This window comes from Bacillus sp. XT-2 (genome assembly GCF_025696525.1).
In the GTDB taxonomy this organism is placed as follows: Bacteria; Bacillota; Bacilli; order Bacillales; family Bacillaceae; genus Bacillus; species Bacillus halotolerans.
This window is the reverse complement of the sequence record NZ_JAHVOC010000003.1, coordinates 210,682-231,122: the sequence shown is the minus strand read 5'-3', so window position 1 is coordinate 231,122 and position 20,441 is coordinate 210,682. Positions and strand designations below refer to the sequence as shown.

The window sequence follows — 20,441 nt, the reverse complement described above, 5'->3', positions numbered from 1 at the left end:
GGAGGGTGGAAGTTTGGTTTGAAAGGAGAAATATCATATGAATGAAAAGCAAAAATTAGAGAGCGGACAAGTTAATCCATCGGACAAAAAATCCGAGAAGGATTACAGCAAGTACTTTGAAGCTGTCTACATTCCGCCTTCTTTAAAAGATGCGAAAAAACGCGGCAAAGAAGCCGTTACTTATCATAATGACTTTAAAATTTCTGAAGAATTCAAAGGCATGGGTGAAGGAAGAAAATTCTATATCCGGACGTACGGCTGCCAAATGAACGAACATGATACAGAAGTAATGGCAGGGATCTTTATGGCTCTTGGCTATGAAGCGACAAACTCTGTTGACGATGCCAATGTCATTCTGTTAAATACATGTGCGATCCGTGAAAATGCGGAAAACAAGGTATTCGGTGAGCTTGGACACTTAAAAGCACTCAAAAAAAATAACCCGGATCTTATCTTAGGCGTTTGCGGCTGTATGTCACAAGAGGAATCAGTCGTTAACAGGATTTTGAAAAAACATCCGTTTGTCGATATGATTTTCGGTACGCATAATATCCATCGTCTGCCGGAGCTTTTGTCTGAAGCATACCTTTCAAAAGAAATGGTCATAGAAGTTTGGTCCAAGGAAGGCGATGTCATTGAAAACCTTCCGAAAGTCCGCAACGGAAAAATTAAGGGTTGGGTCAACATCATGTACGGCTGTGACAAGTTCTGTACGTATTGCATCGTCCCGTATACACGCGGAAAAGAAAGAAGCCGCCGTCCGGAAGAGATCATTCAGGAAGTAAGAAGACTTGCAAGCGAAGGCTATAAGGAAATTACACTTTTAGGCCAAAACGTAAACGCGTACGGAAAAGACTTTGAAGATATGAACTACGGCCTTGGTGATTTGATGGATGAGCTGCGCAAAATCGATATCCCGAGAATCCGTTTCACAACGAGTCATCCGCGTGACTTTGATGATCACCTCATTGAAGTGCTTGCAAAAGGCGGCAATCTGCTCGATCATATTCATCTGCCGGTCCAATCAGGAAGCTCAGAGGTCTTGAAACTGATGGCACGCAAATATGACAGAGAGCGTTACATGGAGCTCGTCAGAAAAATCAAAGCGGCTATGCCAAACGCTTCTTTAACAACTGACATTATCGTCGGCTTCCCTAACGAAACGGACGAACAGTTTGAAGAAACGCTGTCATTATACCGTGAAGTGGAGTTTGACAGCGCCTATACGTTCATTTACTCTCCGCGTGAAGGCACACCTGCAGCAAAAATGAAAGATAACGTTCCGATGAGAGTGAAAAAAGAACGCCTGCAGCGTCTGAACGCATTGGTTAATGAAATTTCTGCGAAAAAAATGAAGGAATATGAAGGCAAGGTTGTCGAAGTATTAGTTGAGGGCGAAAGCAAAAACAACCCTGAGGTTCTTGCCGGCTACACTGAAAAAAGCAAGCTTGTGAATTTCAAAGGACCAAAGGAAGCGATCGGCAAAATCGTTCGCGTGAAAATCCAGCAAGCGAAAACGTGGTCGCTTGACGGAGAAATGGCAGGAGAAGCAATCGAGGTGAAATAAGATGACGCTCTACTCTAAAAAAGACATTGTGCAGCAAGCACGAAACCTTGCAAAAATGATCTCTGAAACAGAAGAGGTTGATTTTTTCAAACGGGCTGAAGCGCAAATTAATGAGAACGCAAAAGTGTCTGTAATCATTAATCAGATTAAAGCCCTGCAAAAACAAGCTGTTAATCTGAAGCATTACCAAAAACTCGAAGCGCTCAAACAAGTAGAAGAAAAAATTGATGCGCTGCAAGAGGAGCTTGAAGACATTCCTGTCATCCAGGAATTCAGAGATTCTCAGGTTGAGGTGAATGACCTTCTGCAGCTCGTGGCGACCACCATTTCCAACCAGGTCACAAATGAAATCATTACATCAACCGGAGGCGACCTTCTAAAAGGAGAAACCGGTTCGAAGATGAAACATTCAAATAACAGCTGTTCTCTTTAAACGCGGTGCCTTTTCAGGCCCGTGTTTTTTTATGTTAAACTATCAACAGAACTAAATGAACTATGTACTAAATATTCAATATGTTTGGCCGCCTTTAGCCAAATAAACTTTATCGCACTTATGAGTAAAGTTTCTAGGCACCCCTGCATACAATGGAACAGAAACTTTGTATTTTTATATTTTATTTATAAAAATGCACACTAGACAAATGCCCAGCATAAGATAACACGAAGAAGAACAAGGAGGCATGCCGGAATGTCTGAATACAGGGAAATTATCACGAAGGCGGTAGTAGCGAAAGGCAGAAAATTTACACAGTGCACCAATACCATCTCCCCTGAGAAAAAACCGAGCAGCATTTTGGGCGGTTGGATTATCAATCACAAGTATGACGCAGAAAAAATCGGAAAAACCGTAGAAATTGAAGGGTATTATGATATAAACGTATGGTACTCTTACGCAGACAATACAAAAACAGAGGTTGTCACAGAACGAGTGAAGTACGTCGATGTGATTAAACTCAGATACAGAGATAACAATTACTTAGACGATGAGCATGAAGTGATTGCAAAAGTGCTGCAGCAGCCAAACTGCCTTGAAGTCACCATATCTCCAAATGGCAATAAAATTGTTGTGCAAGCGGAGAGGGAATTTTTGGCGGAAGTGGTAGGGGAAACAAAGGTTGTTGTAGAAGTGAATTCTGATTGGGAAGAGGATGACGAAGAGGATTGGGAAGACGAACTTGATGAAGAGCTGGAGGACATCAATCCTGAATTTTTAGTTGGAGATCCTGAAGAATAAAAAAGAGACTAGGGGAGTCGGTACCCCAAGTCTCTTTTTTATATAGACATATCATTCTTTTAACACTTTCTGTTTATGTTATAATGAAGGCTGGCAAATAGAAACGTTGATACATAGTGAGGGATTAAACAATGGCTACTTATACGCCTATGATACAGCAATATTTAAAAATAAAGGCAGAGCATCAGGATGCCTTTTTATTTTTTCGTCTCGGTGATTTTTACGAAATGTTTTTTGAGGACGCTAAAAAAGCGTCACAAGAGCTGGAAATTACGTTAACAAGCAGAGACGGAGGCGCCGCTGAAAAAATACCGATGTGCGGTGTTCCGTATCATTCTGCTTCGGCTTATATCGAGCAGCTTATTAAAAAAGGATACAAGGTGGCCATATGCGAACAAACGGAGGATCCAAAGGCTGCAAAGGGCGTCGTCAAACGTGAAGTCGTTCAGCTGATTACCCCTGGAACTGTAATGGACGGAAAAGGCATCCATGAATCAGAAAACAACTTTATTGCATCAGTTTCGGCCTGCTCAAACGGATACGGGCTGGCACTGTCCGATTTAACAACGGGTGAAAATTTGGCTGTTTTAATTGAACGGCTGGAAGACGTCATATCAGAAATTTATTCAGTCGGCGCGCGGGAAATTGTCGTAGCGGAAAGCCTTGATGAAAAGACGGTTGCTCAGCTGAAGGAGCGGTGCGGCGCTACCATTTCGATTGAAGATGGGGAAACGGATGAGCACGTTCAGATTATTGAGCATTTGCAGAATCCGGACGTAACGAAAACTTTTCTCCGTTTATATACGTATCTGAAAAGGACTCAGAAACGGAGCTTAGATCATCTTCAGCCTGTACAAGTGTATGAGCTTGAAGAAGCCATGAAAATCGACTTATACTCGAAGCGGAATTTAGAGCTGACTGAAACGATCCGTTCAAAAAATAAAAAAGGCTCCCTGTTATGGCTGCTTGATGAAACAAAAACTGCGATGGGAGGGCGGCTGCTGAAACAGTGGATTGACCGTCCGCTTATCAGAGTGAATCAAATTGAAGAGCGTCAAGAAATGGTGGAAACATTAATGTCCCATTTCTTTGAACGGGAAGATCTGCGTGAGCGTTTAAAGGAAGTCTATGATTTAGAACGCCTCGCAGGCCGTGTCGCATTCGGAAATGTCAATGCACGGGATCTCATTCAGCTGAAAGAATCATTAAAGCAAGTGCCCGGCATTAAACAGCTTGTTGCTTCACTGGCTCATAAGAAAGCGAAGGAACGTGCGGAGCGGATTAACCCGTGCGGTGATGTTCTAGAATTACTGGAAGGAGCCCTGTACGAAAACCCTCCGATATCAGTAAAAGAAGGGAACCTGATCAAAGACGGGTACAATCAAAAACTCGATGAATACCGCGATGCTAGCAGAAACGGGAAAGACTGGATTGCCCGCCTTGAACAGCAGGAACGTGAATATACAGGCATTCGGTCATTAAAAGTCGGCTTCAATAAAGTATTTGGCTATTATATTGAAGTGACAAAGGCGAATTTGCACCTTCTTGAAGAAGGGCGCTATGAGCGGAAACAGACGCTAACAAATGCAGAACGCTACATTACACCTGAATTAAAAGAAAAAGAAGCGCTCATTTTGGAAGCGGAAAATAACATCTGCGAGCTGGAATACGAGCTGTTCACCGAGCTGCGTGAGAAAGTGAAATTGTATATTCCGCGTTTGCAGCAGCTCGCCAAACAGATGAGTGAGCTCGATGCGCTGCAATGCTTTGCGACAATCAGTGAAAATCGTCATTACACGAAACCTGAGTTTTCTAAAGATGAAGTTGAGGTCATAGAGGGCAGACACCCGGTTGTTGAAAAAGTAATGGACAGCCAGGAATACGTGCCTAACAACTGTGTGATGGGCGATAACAGACAGATGCTGCTCATTACCGGTCCGAACATGTCGGGGAAAAGCACATACATGAGACAAATCGCGCTCATCTCCATTATGGCGCAAATTGGCTGCTTTGTGCCCGCGAAAAAAGCTATGCTTCCGATTTTCGATCAAATTTTCACCCGAATCGGCGCGGCGGATGATTTGATCTCTGGACAAAGTACATTTATGGTGGAAATGCTTGAAGCCAAAAATGCGATTGTAAATGCAACCAAAAACAGCCTCATTTTGTTTGATGAAATCGGGCGGGGAACGTCCACATATGACGGCATGGCCCTTGCGCAAGCGATTATTGAATATGTTCATGACCATATTGGCGCCAAGACGCTGTTTAGTACGCACTATCATGAGCTGACGGTTCTTGAAGAAAAGCTTCCGCAGCTGAAAAATGTCCATGTTCGTGCTGAGGAATATAATGGAACGGTTGTCTTTCTTCATCAAATTAAAGAAGGGGCAGCTGACAAAAGCTACGGTATCCATGTCGCCCAGCTGGCTGAGTTGCCGGAAGATCTGATTTCGCGTGCTCAAGACATTCTAAAAGAACTTGAGCATTCAGGGAACAAACCGGAAGTGCCAGTGCAGAAACCTGAGGTAAAAGAAGAGCCGGCACAGCTGTCCTTCTTTGACGAATCGGATAAACCGGCTGCATCACCAAAGCTTTCTAAAAAAGAAAAGCAAGTACTTGATATCTTTAAATCTCTGAATATACTTGATATGACACCGCTGGAAGCGATGAATGAAATGTACAAGCTGCAAAAGAAATTACATTAAAACGGGGTGATGAATGTGGCAAAAGTCATCCAGCTGTCAGATGAACTTTCAAATAAAATTGCGGCGGGCGAGGTTGTGGAACGGCCCGCCTCAGTCGTGAAGGAATTGGTGGAAAATGCCATCGACGCTGACAGCACAGTCATTGAAATCGACATTGAGGAAGCGGGTCTTGCATCCATTCGTGTTCTGGATAATGGAGAAGGAATGGAAAATGAAGATTGCAAGCGTGCCTTCCGCCGCCACGCAACAAGTAAAATAAAAGATGAGAATGATTTATTCAGAGTGAGAACACTTGGCTTTAGGGGAGAGGCACTGCCGAGTATTGCGTCTGTCTCCCATCTGGAGATTACGACAAGCACGGGAGAAGGAGCGGGAACGAAGCTCATGCTTCAAGGCGGAAACATCATTTCTGAATCGCGTTCCTCAAGCAGGAAGGGAACCGAAATTGTCGTTTCCAATCTGTTTTTTAATACACCGGCCCGCTTGAAATATATGAAAACCGTTCATACAGAGCTTGGGAATATTACGGATGTGGTCAACCGGATTGCGCTGGCACATCCGGAGGTATCGATCCGCCTTCGCCATCATGGAAAAAATCTTCTCCAAACGAATGGAAATGGAGATGTGCGCCATGTCCTTGCCGCGATTTACGGTACGGCTGTCGCTAAAAAAATGCTGCCGCTTCATGTCAGCTCACTGGATTTTGAAGTGAAGGGATATATCGCTCTGCCAGAGATTACACGGGCATCGAGAAATTACATGTCGTCTGTCATCAATGGCCGTTATATTAAAAATTTCCCGCTCGTCAAGGCGGTGCACGAAGGATATCACACACTTTTGCCAATCGGACGCCATCCGATCACATTTATAGAAATCACCATGGACCCGATTTTAGTCGATGTCAACGTGCACCCTTCGAAGCTTGAGGTACGGCTCAGCAAGGAAACAGAGCTGCACGACTTAATTCGTGACGGCATAAAAGATGTATTTAAACAGCAGCAGCTGATACCGAGCGCACAGCTTCCGAAAAAGTCAGCACCTGTGATCAAAAATGAGCAGCAGTTCATGACCTTTGATGAAAAACCTGCTGAAAGAAAAGTGCCGGAAAAAGCGCCTATGCCTTCGTATTCACCAATGAAGCTCAGTTCAGTTGTCAAAGAACCAGTTGAGATAGAAGACGAATTGCCTTCAGAGCAGCTTGAAACTCATTCTGTGGCTGAAACAAAACAAGATATTGCAGAGCCTGCTGTTTCAGAGGAATTGCCTGAAGCATTCGAACAGGAGCCCGCTCAGGAACTTCAGCAGCCATCATCTGAACGTGTGCCGATCATGTACCCGATCGGCCAGATGCATGGGACCTATATATTGGCGCAAAACGAAAACGGCTTATATATTATCGACCAGCATGCCGCCCAAGAGCGTATTAAATACGAATATTTTCGTGAAAAGGTTGGGGAGGTTGAGCCTGAGGTGCAGGACATGATTGTGCCGCTGACGTTCCATTATTCCACGAACGAGGCACTCATTATCGAACAGCATCTACAAGAGCTCGAAAGCGTAGGTGTCTTTTTAGAGTCTTTCGGCTCGAACAGTTACATCGTTCGCTGCCACCCGGCTTGGTTTCCAAAAGGAGAAGAAGCCGAGCTGATAGAAGAAATCATTCAGCAGGTGCTCGATTCGAAAAACATTGATATCAAAAAACTGCGCGAGGAAGCGGCGATTATGATGAGCTGCAAAGGTTCAATCAAAGCAAACCGCCACCTCAGAAACGATGAGATCAAAGCGCTCCTGGACGATCTCCGGAGCACATCAGACCCATTTACATGCCCGCACGGCCGTCCGATCATCATTCACCACTCGACATATGAGATGGAAAAGATGTTCAAACGCGTGATGTAGCAGGGTTTGGTGAAGGGGAATACACCCTTTTCCATATTTTTCCCATGCATTTCAAGCATTGAGATATTCTTCGGAATCACTCAATGCTATTTTTATTGTGTTTTTTCAGTAATATGAATTTAAACATTTGAAGTCATCTTGACTGTAGAAAATAAAAACTTACGTCAGCATAGGGAAGTCATTACATGGATTATGACGAAAGAGGAGCGTTTGGAGTATATAAAAAAACATCCAATCATTTCAACAGAAGAACCACAGACAAAGCTGCAAGTTTTCCCGATGAACGATTGGATGTGATGACAGTCATTAGACGTCACCCGTATGGAAAATAGAAACTCAACACTTTTATTATACCATACGGGGGCGTTTATAGTGAACTGTCCAAAACATATAGAAAATCTGGAACAGGTACTTAATCAAATTGAAAATGACAAAAATTACGTCATTGTGATTGACGGAAACAATAAATCATTCAAGTTAACGGAAATGCCAGAGCACTGGAAAACCTTCGTGCAAACGTCAAAAGGCAATCTTTCCAGAATTGATTTTGAGATCGGATATAAAATGTGACGCAGAGGGGCCGGTCCTCTGCAATATGGGAGGAACGGACATGGATAAATTGCAGGAAATTATAAGTGACTTGTCATTGTGGCAATTAGCTTCTGAGGAGGAGCTGCAGCCATGTGATATAAACGCAGGGCCTTGCTACATCATCGAAAAGAGATATGTCAAAGAAATTATGATCGGCTTCATGAAAAAGCAGCAGGCAATCATCGAGGAAAACAAGCGCCAGCAGGAAATAATGGTCCATCAATTCCGGCAGGCTCAGGAAGAGATTCAGCGGCTAAAAGGAGAATTAAAGCAAGCTCACGAGAAATGCGAAATGAAAGAGTATCTGATTTTAACCACTAGACATAGAGATATGACTTTCGGCGGCAGTGTTCATTTGTTTTGGGGAATCAACAGTAGCGGATATACAGCGATTCTACAGCGTGCGGGGCTTTATACAAAAGAAGAGGCCTTTAAAATCGGTAAGCATTCTGAGGGTCAGGACATACCGGTTCATTTCTCACAATTTGGATTTGACCGTGCTTTCTTTGAAACAAAAGAACGTTTTGTACAAATACTGTTCTGTATTCAATATCTGAGGAGTCTAAAAAGATCATTGCTGACTGGAAAAAGGATGGTGCTGCTGAATGATTCCTTTACAAGTAGAGCTTCAGCGGGCAGTCAAAGCTACGAAGGACGAAGCGATGACCATTTACGAGGCGGCCGAACACTTAAAGGTTAATGTCGAGGAAGTGCCTATGATCGTTGCTCAGGCTGACGATCTGAAAATGGTTGGTAAGGACGCAATTATTGCAAAAAGAGACAAGACAAATGGCTGGCTGATTGGGGTGATTGCAGTGGTTTTATTCCTTACGATTGCCGTTCTACCGGGAGTGATTGGGAGTAACTAGGCTAGGGGAAGAGGAGGCTCATAGCCTCCTCATAGTTAACTTGAATAGTAGGCGGTATAAGATCCATCAGGATAAAAAGTAACATTGTCTAAATAATATGTTGTTCCGTTTATAGTGATTGTTGGACCTGGCTCTGGATCAGAAGGTAATCCACGAACAACTAGGGTTCCTAATGCAGATACTTCCTTTGTTGTACTTTCTTCAGAATGAGTATTAGTAGGGCTTGCAGCAAAGGCAGGAGCAGCGGAAACGAGTAAAGCAAGGGACAATGCAGAACCAGTTAAAACTTTTTTCAATTTCATTTTAAACACTCCTTTTGTTTTTAGTACAACTGTATTATTACATGAAATAAAAAAATATCCAAGGGAATTTTTGTTAGTAATTTGTGAACTTAGTTTAAATATATAAATCCGCCCAGATGCCAGCTGCCCGAAATGCGGCTGCAGCTTGGGCGTTGAGGAGGAATTTGTGTGATGGATTACAGGCAAGTTCATAAGCTGAAAATCTTGCCGGAATACTTCAAGTAATATCCCTTGTGGCTCTAGCGCCATCCCACTTTTTGGTTGTGCGAATAAAGTCGTACTTTTGGTGATTTTGTACGAATAAGATCGTATTCATTATCAATTATATATTTGTAATCGAGAATAGAAAACAAATAATCTAGTAGAAAATAAAATAAAGCCCAAAAATATAATTTACATTAATTTACTAATATGTTAATATTTTTATTGTGCGAAACAACAATATGGGGGGAATAAAATGGTGAAAAAGATTCTTACTTTGTTTAGCGTACTTATTTGCTTGGCGATCAGTCCGTTTGCAACGGCGAATGCATCATCATTGAACTCTGAAAAACCGACTGCGAATTCTGTAACCCCGGCTGCTTCGTGTTATGACTCTTACGATTTTGACTTTGAATTTTTCACTAAACTCACGGGAATAACCAGAGCCCTTTGTGCAGGAACCTTGAATGTTTCAGGAGAAATTTATGCTACTGGATATGAATCGGAAGACAAAACGACAGTATTAGTTGAGATTAAAAAAGATGTATTGGGCACTGACCCAGTGATCGACAGTTTTACAATAGATGTTGCAGATGGTGAAACCACCTATTTTGATGAGGATTTAGTAGATATACCAGCAGGAAATTATTATATAGTCATGAAAAAACAATCAGGTTCATATTGGTATTTTGAAGGATCTGGAACAATTTCAACTTATTAAATACAAAAATATGCCCACACCTCTTCTGGTGTAGGCATATTTTTGTAGAAAAGTGTTTACATCGTAAACAGTCTAGCATGTTAAAGTTGGCGGCACTGATCGAGTAAGAGCGCAGAAATTAACGGATGTACTTAACCAAGCCGGATTTTCTGCGTAGTTATTGGCGGAAGACAGCCGACCTGCAGGAACTGACCCGGAAAATATCGCAAATAGAAATAGAACTGGTAAGAGTATTCAGCTTGAACTTAGTACCGGTTTAAGAAAGGCTATGTTCAATAAATTTAATCTCTTTGACCGTTATGTATCACAAAATGAACAGTTTTATAAATTTACAGAATTAATTTCTAAATTCGCGGATAAAAATTATTAGAATAATAGATAAAATAGAAGTATGAATATAAACGTAATTAAAATTAAATAAGTCCAAGACGGAAAGCCTGCGGACACTGAACTTACAGCATTAAAGCTGTTTGTTTGGTGTCCGTTTTTTATTTGAACGGAGGGATGGCATGAAGAAGAGGAAGAAAAAGCCCAATAAAAACGCACAGGAGCGTTCTGAACGGTTTTGGCGGCAAATGATGGGTGCAAGATAGGCAAACATTGAAAAGAGGCAAAGGCGGGGCTTTAAGACGCAAATAAACGGGAGGTAAAACTATGAATCAATTAACATTAAACATTCCTCAGATTGACGAAGAAGCGACTAAATTAAAAGCAGAGAAGCTGCTTGATCAATACCGGTTATATCTCTTACAGGTGCCAGATGATTTTTTGCCAAAGGTTACACCTACTTACAGCATTGTTCCACCAAGTATCACGAATGAGTTTCATTCCTCAACGGAAGATGCAGCATTAAAGCGTCTTGATTGGGAGATTCAGCGTGATAAATTCTTAAAAAGGATTCAAAGGGCTGTTAACCGGCTTTCTCAAAGAGAACGGCAGATCATCGTTATGCTCTATATGAAGCCGGAAGAAATGTATGATTATGAGGTATATGCAGAAATGGGAATGAGCCAGCGCAGCTATTATCGTGTAAAGGCAAAAGCTCTCTATAGGCTGGCGTTTGCTCTAAGAGAAGAAGTCTACAAGAAAGGGGCAGCTTCTTAATGAATTTTGTTCAGCCTATACGTGATCCGGAATGCATCTTTTACATCAAGAGGTTTTTAAAAGAGCAAAACATGAGGAATTACATGCTATTCGTGACCGGTATCAATTCAGTGCTCCGCATATCAGATATTCTGCAGCTGAGAGTGAGAGACGCGAAACGGCCATACTTCAATCTCATAGAGAAGAAAACGAAAAAGAAAAAGAGAATTGATATGACGCCAGCTCTTCAAAGAGAATTTAGGGCCTATGTCGAAGGGAAAGAGGATCATGAATTTCTCTTTAAAAGCCGTGAAGGGATTAACAAGCCAATATCCCGGTCGATGGCATACAAGATTCTCAGGGCGGCTGCTGAGTATGTTGGTTTAGATGACATCGGCACTCATACATTGAGGAAAATATTTGGCTATCACTTTTACAAACAAACGAAGGACGTTGCCATGCTGCAGGAGATATTTAATCACTCGGATCAACGGACAACCCTGCGGTATATTGGAATCAATCAAGACGCCATGAACAACGCTATGAAGAAATTCAAAATATAACCCGGCTCATCCAAAACAACAAGGATGGGCCTTTTTCTTTGCATTTTTCGTCAATTCCTCAAAAATAACAGGTGTGTAATTCATTTTAGGGATATTGGTTAAAAACAGAGAGGACAAGGAGTTGGTGGAGTTCGACGAGTTGCACAGTATAAAACATATGGGTAATTCGTGGATAATGTGGATATATATAAAAGTTAGTGTTAATTAATGCGTGATTGTGAGAAATGAAGCTGATATGATTAGTATAAAATGGAAGATGGAGGTATGTTTTGTGAGCAGCGAGAATAAATTTTGTAAGTGTGAAAATAGATCAGGATCACATACACAAATAGAAGATGATTTTCATTATTTTGATGAACCAGATATTTATTAAAGGAGGTGAACAGGATGAGTAGAGGTTCTGGATCAAAGAAAGAACAAAAAGGCATGGTTTGATGTGTTTTAAACTACATATCAGGTGGTGAATATTATGAGCAGAGGTGCAACAGCTTCACGTTTAGAACAAAAGGGCATGTATTAAGATTCATTCTGAATAGGCGGTGTTTCTGTAGAGGAATGACAGTTAAATAATTTTCGCAGAAACATGGCATGATAACGGCACACCATTTTGTTTACAGCCATGTATTATGGTAATAGGTAATAAATTGAGGAGCGGCACTGCTAATAAGTGGGTCGCTTCTTTTAATCTTGTTACTAAAAAACTATGTACTAAATTTTCAATTGTGAATGTAATTTCGTGATTAAGGAAAGTAAGCTTCGTAAATAATTCGACAAATCCTGCAAAATGTTCCTTTGTCCATTCCTTTCACCGATAATAAGGTGGGGGCGATTGAATGAGTTTCGAAACAAAATATCTTATTAGATGGGGTATTCCTGGATGGATGTTTCTTTTTTGGATAGTATTAAATCTTTTTATACAAGACCACAATTTAGTTATCAATAAAATCAACTGATTACTTCCATTTGGAATACACTTGGCATAAACAGCTATTGAAGGTAAACGATGAGGCGAGGGTCTATATCACTGATCGATACAGATATTTATTATCAACTGTTCATGGACTTGGAACAATGTTAATATCACAATTCATTTCTAGTGCTGTTACAATGTTACCTGGTTATATTAAATATGGCTTTCATGTCTGGCTTCACTTCGAAGCTCTGTTATATTGTTCAAATAATTAGATCCGTTGTGTTCATATTTAGTTTTAAATATTACACAAAGAATTTAAGAAGTTTTCAAGGGTTTGTTTTAAATGACTTAATAAATAACAATTTACCAGAGATAAAAAATAGAAGGTTGTTGACGTTCCTGATAGATGGGATGTCTTTTTATATTCTCTGTAAACTGCTTCCGGTAAATCTCGAGGAGAACTATTGGCGGTTTACGACTTGAGCGCGGTGGCAGTTTAGAGGGAATATTATTTAATGAAACCAACAACTCATTAAGAACGTATCAATATTAGTGCCGTATTTGATTAGCCTTATTTGGCAGATTACTTTTATGAAAGTGGTGATATGATGGATTGGCCTTGGTATGCTGCAATGATTATTGCGTTGGCAGTTGCATTTGGTTTATTTGATAGTAAAAAAAGAAAAAATAAAGGAAAAAAATAAAGTATGTAATGAATGGTATTGATGTGTAAAGCCTTGCGTATATTAATTAAAGATTGAATGCGTCTAACGCAAGGCTTTAACTAAGCGCAAATAAAGTGTTGAAGGTGTTACGCTCAGATAAAATTATTATCTTAAATTCTTTTTTATATTCGTTAAGGCGATTTTTATATTCTCTGTAAACTGCTTCCGGTAAATCTTACGATAGACAATTGGCGGTACGGTGGCAGTTTAGAAAGAATAAATATGTGATTAAAAGGGAATCGTTCGACAAATTTTGCGAACTGTTTCATTTCTAGTCCTCTTGTCTGATAATAAATCAAGAGGTGAAAGTTTATGAAATTTGAAGTTGTTTTTTGGTTTGATAATGAAAATTTAAGAACAGCTAAAGTAATTGCAGAATCTGAGAAAGCACTTATAAAAGAATTGCAAGAATGTGAACATTGGTATGAGTTTGAAGATGGTAAGCGTATAGCAAATGTTAATATGCGACTTGTCACGCAATTTGATGTGAAAAGAAAATAAAAAAGCATCCCTCGGGGTGCTTTTTTATTTGGGTAGTTGCGCGATGCAGGTGCACATGTGAACAGAGGAAAGGAATGTATGGGGGAGGGATTAACTTTTGTCTATTAAAAAGTAGTTTGAAACAATCATGTAAGGTATACTCTTCTCATAATGGAGGGAGTTACATGAAATACATAAATAATAATTACTTTGATATCTATTGGACTGCTTGCTGGCTGTTCAACCAGCAATGAAACGAAAAAAATTGACACTGCGAAACAGAATGAAATAAACAAGGAATCAAACACAGATGGGTTGTCTATAGTTGATGCTGGTGTTACTCAAGAAGACGAGTCTACAGACACAGCACAGGCAGAAGTTAACGAAACAGTAAAGGAAATTGCTACTCAAGCGTCATATGAAGGATTAAATGTAAACGATCCACCAGTTGATAAAGTTGTGAAGATAACTGGCACAGTCGAGAATGTAACGGATGAAGGTGGTGCTTTGGATTCGTTTATAATTTCTCAGGGAGAAGATGGTGAAAAGTGTATCAAGTGATGAACATGAGTTACTTAACATTAACTAAGGGTGATAAGCTTTCAGCTTACGGCCCTATGCAAGAAGGTGAAGAGACACCGGTGATTACAGGCGTTCTAGTAGAAAGAGAGTAAGACATCCGATTGGGCGTCTTTTTATATTGGCAAAGGAGAGATTATGAATAGGATACAAAATATTCGAAGGAGAAGTAAAGAGTACTAAACAATTCATTAAAAAGATTTCATATGTATCTTCACTCGCGAATGAAAGGACAAAGAGTGAGGGCTATGCCCTTAAGCCTTGAACCGCCTCTGGTTGCCCGATCCTGCCTCACCCGTAGCCGAGGCTGTGATGCACACTAGACACAGCAACAAGAAGAAACGAAACCATAACAAGTTTTTAGACATATTTTGATTTTTGTTTTGCATTCCAGGTTTCATTCCTCTAACTGTTTTACACTTTCTCGTTGACTTATAGGAAAGTGAGGCGACGAAAATGTCATTAAAGCATAAAACCGCTTGAATCAATCACAAGCGGTTTTTTATCTTTTTATGTTTTAGGCTGATCATCAAATGCTAGTTCAATGAACGCCATAAATGCTGATATGACAAAGAGTAATGCGTCCGGGATATAAATAGAATCCATAAAGTAATCTACTAAACAAATTGTTATGAAATTAGCGATGAAATAAAAAACAAATGTGAAAAGTGCTGTTTTTCTGATAGAAAGTGAATGGATCATTATCAAAGAAACGACTTTTGTTAGAGGGTCTATAACCAGTCCGGCAGCAAAGCATCCCAATATAAAAAACAATAAGGTTTGATTGGAATCGTATGTGATGCCGAGGATGGCAAATAGCCCTTTCATGCCGAAGAAATAACCGCCGAAGATCACAGCAGCTGCAATTGTGATAAGGAGGGCAATGGATACAATCACTATTATTTTTGAGCTTGGTTTTAAGTCTTTAAATGGCGTGTCGTGTTCTTTCTGGCTCACGTATTACACTCCTTACATGTTAGTGATTCACAATACAGCAGAACTCATCCCGAATATACTAAAATAATAATAAAAACAGGATATGTTTCCTAGGCAAGTGCCTAATGAAAAAAGCGAAAATCCGACAGGTATACTGAGAAAGCAGAGGCTTATTTCATATAAGCTCCTTATCTAGATGACTTGCATAAAGTGTAACATATATTTACAAAAGTGAAAAAATCCTTTTTCTATTGAAAAAGGATTTTTTAGCGAGACTAATTTTAACTTCTGAGATTTTTTGAAGCTTTCGCTTTTTTCGGCCAGATAAAATAACTGGCGGTGATCAGGCAATCAATGCCCAGAATGACTGTCCATAGCTTTAAAACACTGCTCAGCGCTTCGGTACGGGCAGCATCATTAATAAAATAAATCATCCCGGCCAGCAGCCCGGCACCAATAAGATAAGCGAGCACATGTCTGATCAAGCTTTTCGCATAATGTTTCGCATGATCCATTCCATAGCGCACAAGCGGTTTTGAGCCTTGCTTTGTTACATAATAACGGAATTTTTCATCCGCCCATTGGATCATTTGCTTGCCGAAAGCAATCGATACGCCGATGTACACTGCAGCAATCGCGTGTGCAGTAGTCGCAACGGCTCCGCGGTATAAGTCCGCAGACGTCATTATTAACAAAATCAGGTCAATGACAGGGGTTAAGGCAAAAAGAAACAGCCCTAATTTATCTTGTTTAAATAGATAGCGTACGACAAGGCCTAACACTATTACAACCCAAAATCCTATTTCGCAGAAGACAATCATCCAAGCGACACTGTTCAATCTGTTCCCCTCTTTCTAATACAGTTGTATTATTTAATATGATTTTATCATCTGCGTTTTTATAAAACAACTGTATTATAGAAATTGCTCTCTGATTTTTTTCTTGGTAAAATAAAGATATGCCAAAACAAATTGACCATGAAAAAAGAAGAAAACACATTGCAGAAGCGACATGGCGGGTGATTTTAGAACGAGGGATGGAGGGGGCCTCAGTCAGAAACATTGCCAAAGAAGCAGGACTGTCGTTAGGTGCGCTTCGCCATTATTTTTCAACTCAGGATGAATTGCTTGTTTTTGCAATGAAACTTGTGAAAGAAAAGGTGACAGCCCGCATTAATAAAATTGCTGCCCTTGATTTGCCGCCTAAAGAAAAAGTGTTACACATACTGCTTGAAATTGTCCCGACAAATGCTGAAACGATTAGAGAGATGGAGGTATGGTTTGCTTTTACTGTTTATGCGAGACATAAAGACAATATGTTTGATGCGGGACATGATGAGATTTACAAAGCAATTCGAAATCTGATCGACTACTTGGACCAGCTTCATTTATTGCAAAAACATGCTGATAAAGAAATAGAAGAAGAGAGGCTGTACGCCTTAATTGATGGCTTGGCTTTACATGCGATGTTTGACCCTCGCCGTGTGAATAAAGAACGGATCAAACGTGTTATTATGCAGCATTTACAATCTATATGCGTTGATGAATCAGCCCAAGAGTGAATAGGTCACTGCAAAAAGTTATTCTTAATGGACAAGTCTCCAAAAAGAATAACTTTTTTTATGTGAATCAAGCCGTAACTGCAAGAATGAATTGAAGAATGGAAAAGCCGCATACCGTTTGGTAAAGTGGGAATGGAAGAGAGAATGAAAGAACTTCATATTGATAGGAATGGTGAAAATGGTTACTTATGCGGTACATACGATCAAAACATTTCATCAAGGGTGGACTAACTATTGTTACATCATTGAAGATATTGTAAGCCGATCTGCGATAGTTGTTGATCCATCATGGGAATTGAGTAAACTAACTAATAAACTTTCTGAACTGGAGGTTGATTTATCAGCAATTCTTTTAACGCACTCTCATTATGATCATGTAAATCTTGTTGAGCCGCTCACGGCATTATTTCATCCTCAAGTGTATATGTCGAAAACAGAAATCGACTTTTACCAATTCAGATGCAAAAACTTAATTGCTCTTCAAGACCTTGAAACCATCAGCATAGGAATGACGAAAGCGCAATGTCTGCTTACACCTGGGCATACAGCCGGCGGGATGTGTTATTTGTTTTCAGAAAGTATATTCACAGGAGATACGATTTTTACGGAAGGATGCGGGATATGTGAAGATCATGGCAGTTCCGCAGATGATATGTTCGACAGTGTTCAGAGGATAAAATCCATCGTTTCCCCAGAAGTGCGGGTTTATCCGGGGCATTCATTTGGTCAAACACCAGGGCAAACAATAGGTGAGCTTTTAAAACATAATATTTATTTTCAGATTGATAAAAGAGAATACTTTGTGAAATTCCGCAATAGAAAAAACCAAAGAGGTATTTTTGATTTTAAATAAGTTTTTCCGAAATCATTCTATTAGACTATTTTCTTTCTGCATCCGAAAGATTTGCCTTTTGAAAAATGATGACAAAGCACGGGTTGATTTTATTAAGTAATGAAATGAAGCTTATGTATCATCATCTTTTGGCACAAATGATATGCAGGTCTATTTTCTTATGTTTTACAGCATGTCCTGATTCTTTATACCTTTATGGAAAAATGCAGAGAAAAAACGATGGAAAGTGTAGGAAAAATTAACTTGACGGATAATATTTACAGAGGTTACCATCAACATGAACATGCTACTATTTATCCGGGGCAATACTTATATTTTCTATAACGTAAGTCAGCAGGTAATTATATATGCGGGGAAGGGTGGCTTTAATAGAATGATCACATATGTTTTTCCGGGACAGGGTTCACAGAAACAGGGAATGGGCAGTGAGTTATTTGATGAGTTTAAAGAACTGACGGCACAAGCAGATGAGATCTTAGGGTATTCTATCAAACGCCTATGCATAGAAAATCCTTATTCAAACTTAAACAAAACGCAATTTACTCAGCCGGCCTTATATGTAGTGAACGCATTAAGCTACCTGAAAAAAATACAGGAAACAGACATAAAACCCGATTTTGTTGCCGGGCACAGCCTTGGAGAATACAATGCGCTATTTGCGGCTGAAGCCTTTGATTTTGAGACGGGGTTAAAGCTTGTCAGAAAAAGAGGCGAGCTTATGAGCATGGTAAGCAACGGCGGTATGGCGGCCGTTATGGGACTAAATGAAGAACAGGTTTCAGAGGTTTTGATAGATCATCATTTACATGCGATTGACATTGCGAATGTAAATGCTCCTTATCAAATTGTGATTTCAGGTCAAAAAGAAGATATTGACAAAGCCGCACCCATCTTTGAAGCCAAGACAGACGTTACGATGTTTCTCCCCTTAAACGTCAGCGGTGCGTTTCATTCCAGATACATGAATCATGCAAAGCAGGAGTTTGAACAATTTCTTGACACTTTTCATTTTGCTCCTTTATCTATTCCGGTTATTTCTAATGTATATGCCAGACCGTACTCTTCTGAAGTAATTAAGCCGACACTGGCGGATCAAATCACCCATTCGGTAAAATGGACTGAAAGTATACGCTTTTTAATGGAAAAAGGTCAAATGGAGTTTGAGGAAATAGGACCGGGAAATGTGTTAACAGGATTGATCCGCCGCATTGAAACAGATACGGAACCTATGACACGCTAAACCGATTTCTATACCAAAAGGCCTCAAATTCGGGTCAAAAGTATACGTGATGCATGATTCGATAGACACTGTTAAAACTGAAAGAATTTATATACTGTTACATAAAGAGGCTCATAAAAAAAGTTCGCTCTCTAGCGGACATTTGCACTACCGCAGTCAGTTTTTATATTACGATAAACCATCGCTCTCCTTTCAAGAGAACCGCCCTTTATTTCAAAAACATCTAAGTCATAATAGAGTCGATGTTTTTGGCGATGCCAAAATGATTCACATCAAATTCAGATACTTCCAAGATCACTTCATTAACGAGCTTCCACATCCAGAACAACAAAACCAAAGCATTTTTCCATTCATGTTATAAACCATAAAACGAGGCTTTTCTCACAGCCAGCCAGCACCATCATATTTTCGTAACTCACCTTTAAATACATAAAAAAGAAGGTTATAAAAATGAATGAACCACTCGTTTTTATGTTTTCCGGACAAGGCTCTCAGTACTATCATATGGGAAAAGAATTATTCAGCGGAAACACCGTTTTTCGCCAATGTATGCTTGAAATGGATGCCATTGTCTCTCGGCGAATCGGCATATCTATAGTCAATGAAATGTATCATCCCGCTAAGCGTGTATCGGATCCGTTTGACCGTGTCCTTTATACGCACCCCGCTATTTTTATGGTTGAGTATTCTTTATATCGGGTTTTCGCAGAAAAGGGAATCCAGCCTGATTACGTGCTGGGGGCAAGTCTGGGAGAATTCGCGTCAGCTGCTGCTTCCGGTGTTTTAGACGCAAAAGAGATACTGGAATGCATACTTGAACAGGCTACCGTCATCGAAAAATACTGCGATAAAGGAAAAATGCTGGCTATACTCGACAAACCGCAACTATTACTTGATCATCCGCAGCTATTTGAAAATAGTGAATTAACCTCCATTCATTATGATTCGCACTTTGTCATTTCGGGAGAAAGTGAAAACATACAGCAGATCACTGATGTCCTGAGAGAGAACGGGATTCTCTGCCAGCCGCTGCCTGTATCCTACGGATTTCATTCTTCCCTTATTGATCCTGCAGAAGATGTATATAAAGAATTTTTAAGATCAAAATCTTTTAAACACCCTTCAATCCCGTTGGTATCCTGTTTAACGGGAAGGAGCATTCGCGAGATTCATAACGATTTCTTTTGGGATACTGTAAGAAGACCAATGAGATTTCGAGAAGCTATTCAATTTTTGGAAAGTCAGCATACGTGCCATTTCATTGATTTGGGGCCTTCAGGAACCTTAGCTGCGTTTGTTAAACAATTAATCTCGGGAGATTCAGCGAATCGCTGTTATTCAATCATCACACCATTTCATCAGGAGCTGAAAAATCTGGAGATGGTTGAGCGTTTACAGAAACTAGAAAGGAAGTAA

22 protein-coding genes and 2 pseudogenes are annotated in these 20,441 nt (G+C 40.1%); 21 read left to right on the top strand and 3 right to left on the bottom strand.

The features are described 5' to 3' along the window. Positions 1-37 precede the first annotated feature (37 nt). The 9 genes from miaB to KXD37_RS10850 all read left to right on the top strand — a co-directional run bounded on the left by miaB (position 38) and on the right by KXD37_RS10850 (position 8,868). Entirely contained in the window at positions 38-1,567 is a 1,530-nt protein-coding gene (gene miaB / locus KXD37_RS10890; protein ID WP_024121459.1) for a tRNA (N6-isopentenyl adenosine(37)-C2)-methylthiotransferase MiaB, read from the top strand. 1 nt (position 1,568) lies between these two features. Further along, entirely contained in the window at positions 1,569-2,000 is a 432-nt protein-coding gene (locus KXD37_RS10885) for a RicAFT regulatory complex protein RicA family protein (RefSeq protein WP_024121460.1), read from the top strand. A 255-nt stretch (positions 2,001-2,255) separates the two neighbouring features. After that, positions 2,256-2,801 (top strand): outer spore coat protein CotE, encoded by a 546-nt coding sequence (cotE, locus tag KXD37_RS10880; RefSeq protein WP_024121461.1) that lies wholly within the window; start codon positions 2,256-2,258, stop codon positions 2,799-2,801. Positions 2,802-2,932: 131 nt separating this feature from the next. Then, positions 2,933-5,509 (top strand): DNA mismatch repair protein MutS, encoded by a 2,577-nt coding sequence (mutS, locus tag KXD37_RS10875; RefSeq protein WP_263463527.1) that lies wholly within the window; start codon positions 2,933-2,935, stop codon positions 5,507-5,509. Positions 5,510-5,524: 15 nt separating this feature from the next. Further along, on the top strand, positions 5,525-7,408 hold the full coding sequence (mutL, locus tag KXD37_RS10870) for a DNA mismatch repair endonuclease MutL (RefSeq protein WP_127695198.1): 1,884 nt from the start codon (positions 5,525-5,527) through the stop codon (positions 7,406-7,408). Positions 7,409-7,593: 185 nt separating this feature from the next. Further along, complete coding sequence (locus KXD37_RS10865; protein ID WP_164848132.1) at positions 7,594-7,740, top strand: hypothetical protein; 147 nt, start codon at positions 7,594-7,596, stop codon at positions 7,738-7,740. A 40-nt stretch (positions 7,741-7,780) separates the two neighbouring features. Then, positions 7,781-7,978 carry an XtrA/YqaO family protein gene (locus KXD37_RS10860; RefSeq protein ID WP_106020749.1) on the top strand — a complete coding sequence of 66 codons (198 nt, stop codon included), beginning with the start codon at positions 7,781-7,783 and terminating at the stop codon, positions 7,976-7,978. Positions 7,979-8,018: 40 nt separating this feature from the next. Further along, positions 8,019-8,699 carry a hypothetical protein gene (locus tag KXD37_RS10855; protein WP_223203915.1) on the top strand — a complete coding sequence of 227 codons (681 nt, stop codon included), beginning with the start codon at positions 8,019-8,021 and terminating at the stop codon, positions 8,697-8,699. Further along, the gene (locus tag KXD37_RS10850) at positions 8,605-8,868 is read left to right on the top strand and encodes a hypothetical protein (protein ID WP_106020751.1); all 264 of its coding nucleotides are present in this window, start codon (positions 8,605-8,607) and stop codon (positions 8,866-8,868) included. Before KXD37_RS10855 ends, KXD37_RS10850 begins: the two co-directional genes overlap by 95 nt. A gap of 35 nt (positions 8,869-8,903) precedes the next feature. Here KXD37_RS10850 and KXD37_RS10845 read toward each other — a convergent pair whose 3' ends face one another. Then, entirely contained in the window at positions 8,904-9,170 is a 267-nt protein-coding gene (locus tag KXD37_RS10845) for a hypothetical protein (RefSeq protein ID WP_059292755.1), read from the bottom strand. Between the two features lie 457 nt (positions 9,171-9,627). Here KXD37_RS10845 and KXD37_RS10840 point away from each other — a divergent pair, with 457 nt between their 5' ends. The 7 genes and pseudogenes from KXD37_RS10840 to KXD37_RS10820 all read left to right on the top strand — a co-directional run bounded on the left by KXD37_RS10840 (position 9,628) and on the right by KXD37_RS10820 (position 14,417). Then, positions 9,628-10,092: a hypothetical protein gene (locus tag KXD37_RS10840; protein ID WP_106020753.1), complete on the top strand. Its 465-nt coding sequence runs from the start codon at positions 9,628-9,630 to the stop codon at positions 10,090-10,092. 160 nt (positions 10,093-10,252) lie between these two features. Further along, complete coding sequence (locus KXD37_RS24125) at positions 10,253-10,462, top strand: poly-gamma-glutamate hydrolase family protein (RefSeq protein WP_106020755.1); 210 nt, start codon at positions 10,253-10,255, stop codon at positions 10,460-10,462. A 139-nt stretch (positions 10,463-10,601) separates the two neighbouring features. Continuing rightward, positions 10,602-10,731: pseudogene (locus KXD37_RS24120) on the top strand (hypothetical protein). 15 nt (positions 10,732-10,746) lie between these two features. Next, on the top strand, positions 10,747-11,196 hold the full coding sequence (locus tag KXD37_RS10835) for an ArpU family phage packaging/lysis transcriptional regulator (protein WP_106020757.1): 450 nt from the start codon (positions 10,747-10,749) through the stop codon (positions 11,194-11,196). Further along, on the top strand, positions 11,196-11,738 hold the full coding sequence (locus KXD37_RS10830) for a tyrosine-type recombinase/integrase (RefSeq protein ID WP_106020759.1): 543 nt from the start codon (positions 11,196-11,198) through the stop codon (positions 11,736-11,738). Before KXD37_RS10835 ends, KXD37_RS10830 begins: the two co-directional genes overlap by 1 nt. Before the next feature lie 1,950 nt (positions 11,739-13,688). Then, a complete protein-coding gene (locus KXD37_RS10825; RefSeq protein ID WP_024121464.1) occupies positions 13,689-13,877 on the top strand; it encodes a hypothetical protein in 189 nt (62 codons plus the stop codon). A 189-nt stretch (positions 13,878-14,066) separates the two neighbouring features. Continuing rightward, entirely contained in the window at positions 14,067-14,417 is a 351-nt protein-coding gene (locus KXD37_RS10820; RefSeq protein WP_263463526.1) for a hypothetical protein, read from the top strand. A 528-nt stretch (positions 14,418-14,945) separates the two neighbouring features. Here the strand turns inward: KXD37_RS10820 and KXD37_RS10815 are convergent. Both KXD37_RS10815 and KXD37_RS10810 read right to left on the bottom strand, forming a co-directional pair. After that, entirely contained in the window at positions 14,946-15,392 is a 447-nt protein-coding gene (locus KXD37_RS10815) for a YrvL family regulatory protein (protein WP_106020764.1), read from the bottom strand. 260 nt (positions 15,393-15,652) lie between these two features. Then, the gene (locus tag KXD37_RS10810; protein ID WP_095713862.1) at positions 15,653-16,210 is read right to left on the bottom strand and encodes a hypothetical protein; all 558 of its coding nucleotides are present in this window, start codon (positions 16,208-16,210) and stop codon (positions 15,653-15,655) included. 119 nt (positions 16,211-16,329) lie between these two features. Between KXD37_RS10810 and KXD37_RS10805 the strand changes: the two genes are divergently transcribed. From KXD37_RS10805 to KXD37_RS10785, 5 genes and pseudogenes are all read left to right on the top strand, one after another. Further along, positions 16,330-16,932 (top strand): TetR/AcrR family transcriptional regulator, encoded by a 603-nt coding sequence (locus KXD37_RS10805; RefSeq protein WP_106020766.1) that lies wholly within the window; start codon positions 16,330-16,332, stop codon positions 16,930-16,932. 178 nt (positions 16,933-17,110) lie between these two features. Further along, positions 17,111-17,785 (top strand): MBL fold metallo-hydrolase, encoded by a 675-nt coding sequence (locus KXD37_RS10800; protein WP_106020768.1) that lies wholly within the window; start codon positions 17,111-17,113, stop codon positions 17,783-17,785. Between the two features lie 177 nt (positions 17,786-17,962). Then, positions 17,963-18,085, top strand: a pseudogene (locus KXD37_RS10795) (hypothetical protein); the annotation flags it as partial. A 73-nt stretch (positions 18,086-18,158) separates the two neighbouring features. After that, a complete protein-coding gene (gene fabD / locus KXD37_RS10790; protein WP_263463525.1) occupies positions 18,159-19,025 on the top strand; it encodes an ACP S-malonyltransferase in 867 nt (288 codons plus the stop codon). 450 nt (positions 19,026-19,475) lie between these two features. Beyond that, on the top strand, positions 19,476-20,441 hold the full coding sequence (locus KXD37_RS10785) for an acyltransferase domain-containing protein (protein WP_254518238.1): 966 nt from the start codon (positions 19,476-19,478) through the stop codon (positions 20,439-20,441).

What these genes read in the sequence shown, in the direction of transcription:
- miaB (WP_024121459.1), top strand. Translation starts at nt 38, where the DNA reads ATGAATGAAAAGCAAAAATTAGAGAGCGGACAAGTTAATCCATCGGAC.
- KXD37_RS10885 (WP_024121460.1), top strand. Translation starts at nt 1,569, where the DNA reads ATGACGCTCTACTCTAAAAAAGACATTGTGCAGCAAGCACGAAACCTT.
- cotE (WP_024121461.1), top strand. Translation starts at nt 2,256, where the DNA reads ATGTCTGAATACAGGGAAATTATCACGAAGGCGGTAGTAGCGAAAGGC.
- mutS (WP_263463527.1), top strand. Translation starts at nt 2,933, where the DNA reads ATGGCTACTTATACGCCTATGATACAGCAATATTTAAAAATAAAGGCA.
- KXD37_RS10865 (WP_164848132.1), top strand. Translation starts at nt 7,594, where the DNA reads ATGGATTATGACGAAAGAGGAGCGTTTGGAGTATATAAAAAAACATCC.
- KXD37_RS10855 (WP_223203915.1), top strand. Translation starts at nt 8,019, where the DNA reads ATGGATAAATTGCAGGAAATTATAAGTGACTTGTCATTGTGGCAATTA.
- KXD37_RS10850 (WP_106020751.1), top strand. Translation starts at nt 8,605, where the DNA reads ATGATTCCTTTACAAGTAGAGCTTCAGCGGGCAGTCAAAGCTACGAAG.
- KXD37_RS10845 (WP_059292755.1), bottom strand. Translation starts at nt 9,170, where the DNA reads ATGAAATTGAAAAAAGTTTTAACTGGTTCTGCATTGTCCCTTGCTTTA.
- KXD37_RS10840 (WP_106020753.1), top strand. Translation starts at nt 9,628, where the DNA reads ATGGTGAAAAAGATTCTTACTTTGTTTAGCGTACTTATTTGCTTGGCG.
- KXD37_RS10835 (WP_106020757.1), top strand. Translation starts at nt 10,747, where the DNA reads ATGAATCAATTAACATTAAACATTCCTCAGATTGACGAAGAAGCGACT.
- KXD37_RS10830 (WP_106020759.1), top strand. Translation starts at nt 11,196, where the DNA reads ATGAATTTTGTTCAGCCTATACGTGATCCGGAATGCATCTTTTACATC.
- KXD37_RS10825 (WP_024121464.1), top strand. Translation starts at nt 13,689, where the DNA reads ATGAAATTTGAAGTTGTTTTTTGGTTTGATAATGAAAATTTAAGAACA.
- KXD37_RS10805 (WP_106020766.1), top strand. Translation starts at nt 16,330, where the DNA reads ATGCCAAAACAAATTGACCATGAAAAAAGAAGAAAACACATTGCAGAA.
- KXD37_RS10800 (WP_106020768.1), top strand. Translation starts at nt 17,111, where the DNA reads ATGGTTACTTATGCGGTACATACGATCAAAACATTTCATCAAGGGTGG.
- fabD (WP_263463525.1), top strand. Translation starts at nt 18,159, where the DNA reads ATGATCACATATGTTTTTCCGGGACAGGGTTCACAGAAACAGGGAATG.
- KXD37_RS10785 (WP_254518238.1), top strand. Translation starts at nt 19,476, where the DNA reads ATGAATGAACCACTCGTTTTTATGTTTTCCGGACAAGGCTCTCAGTAC.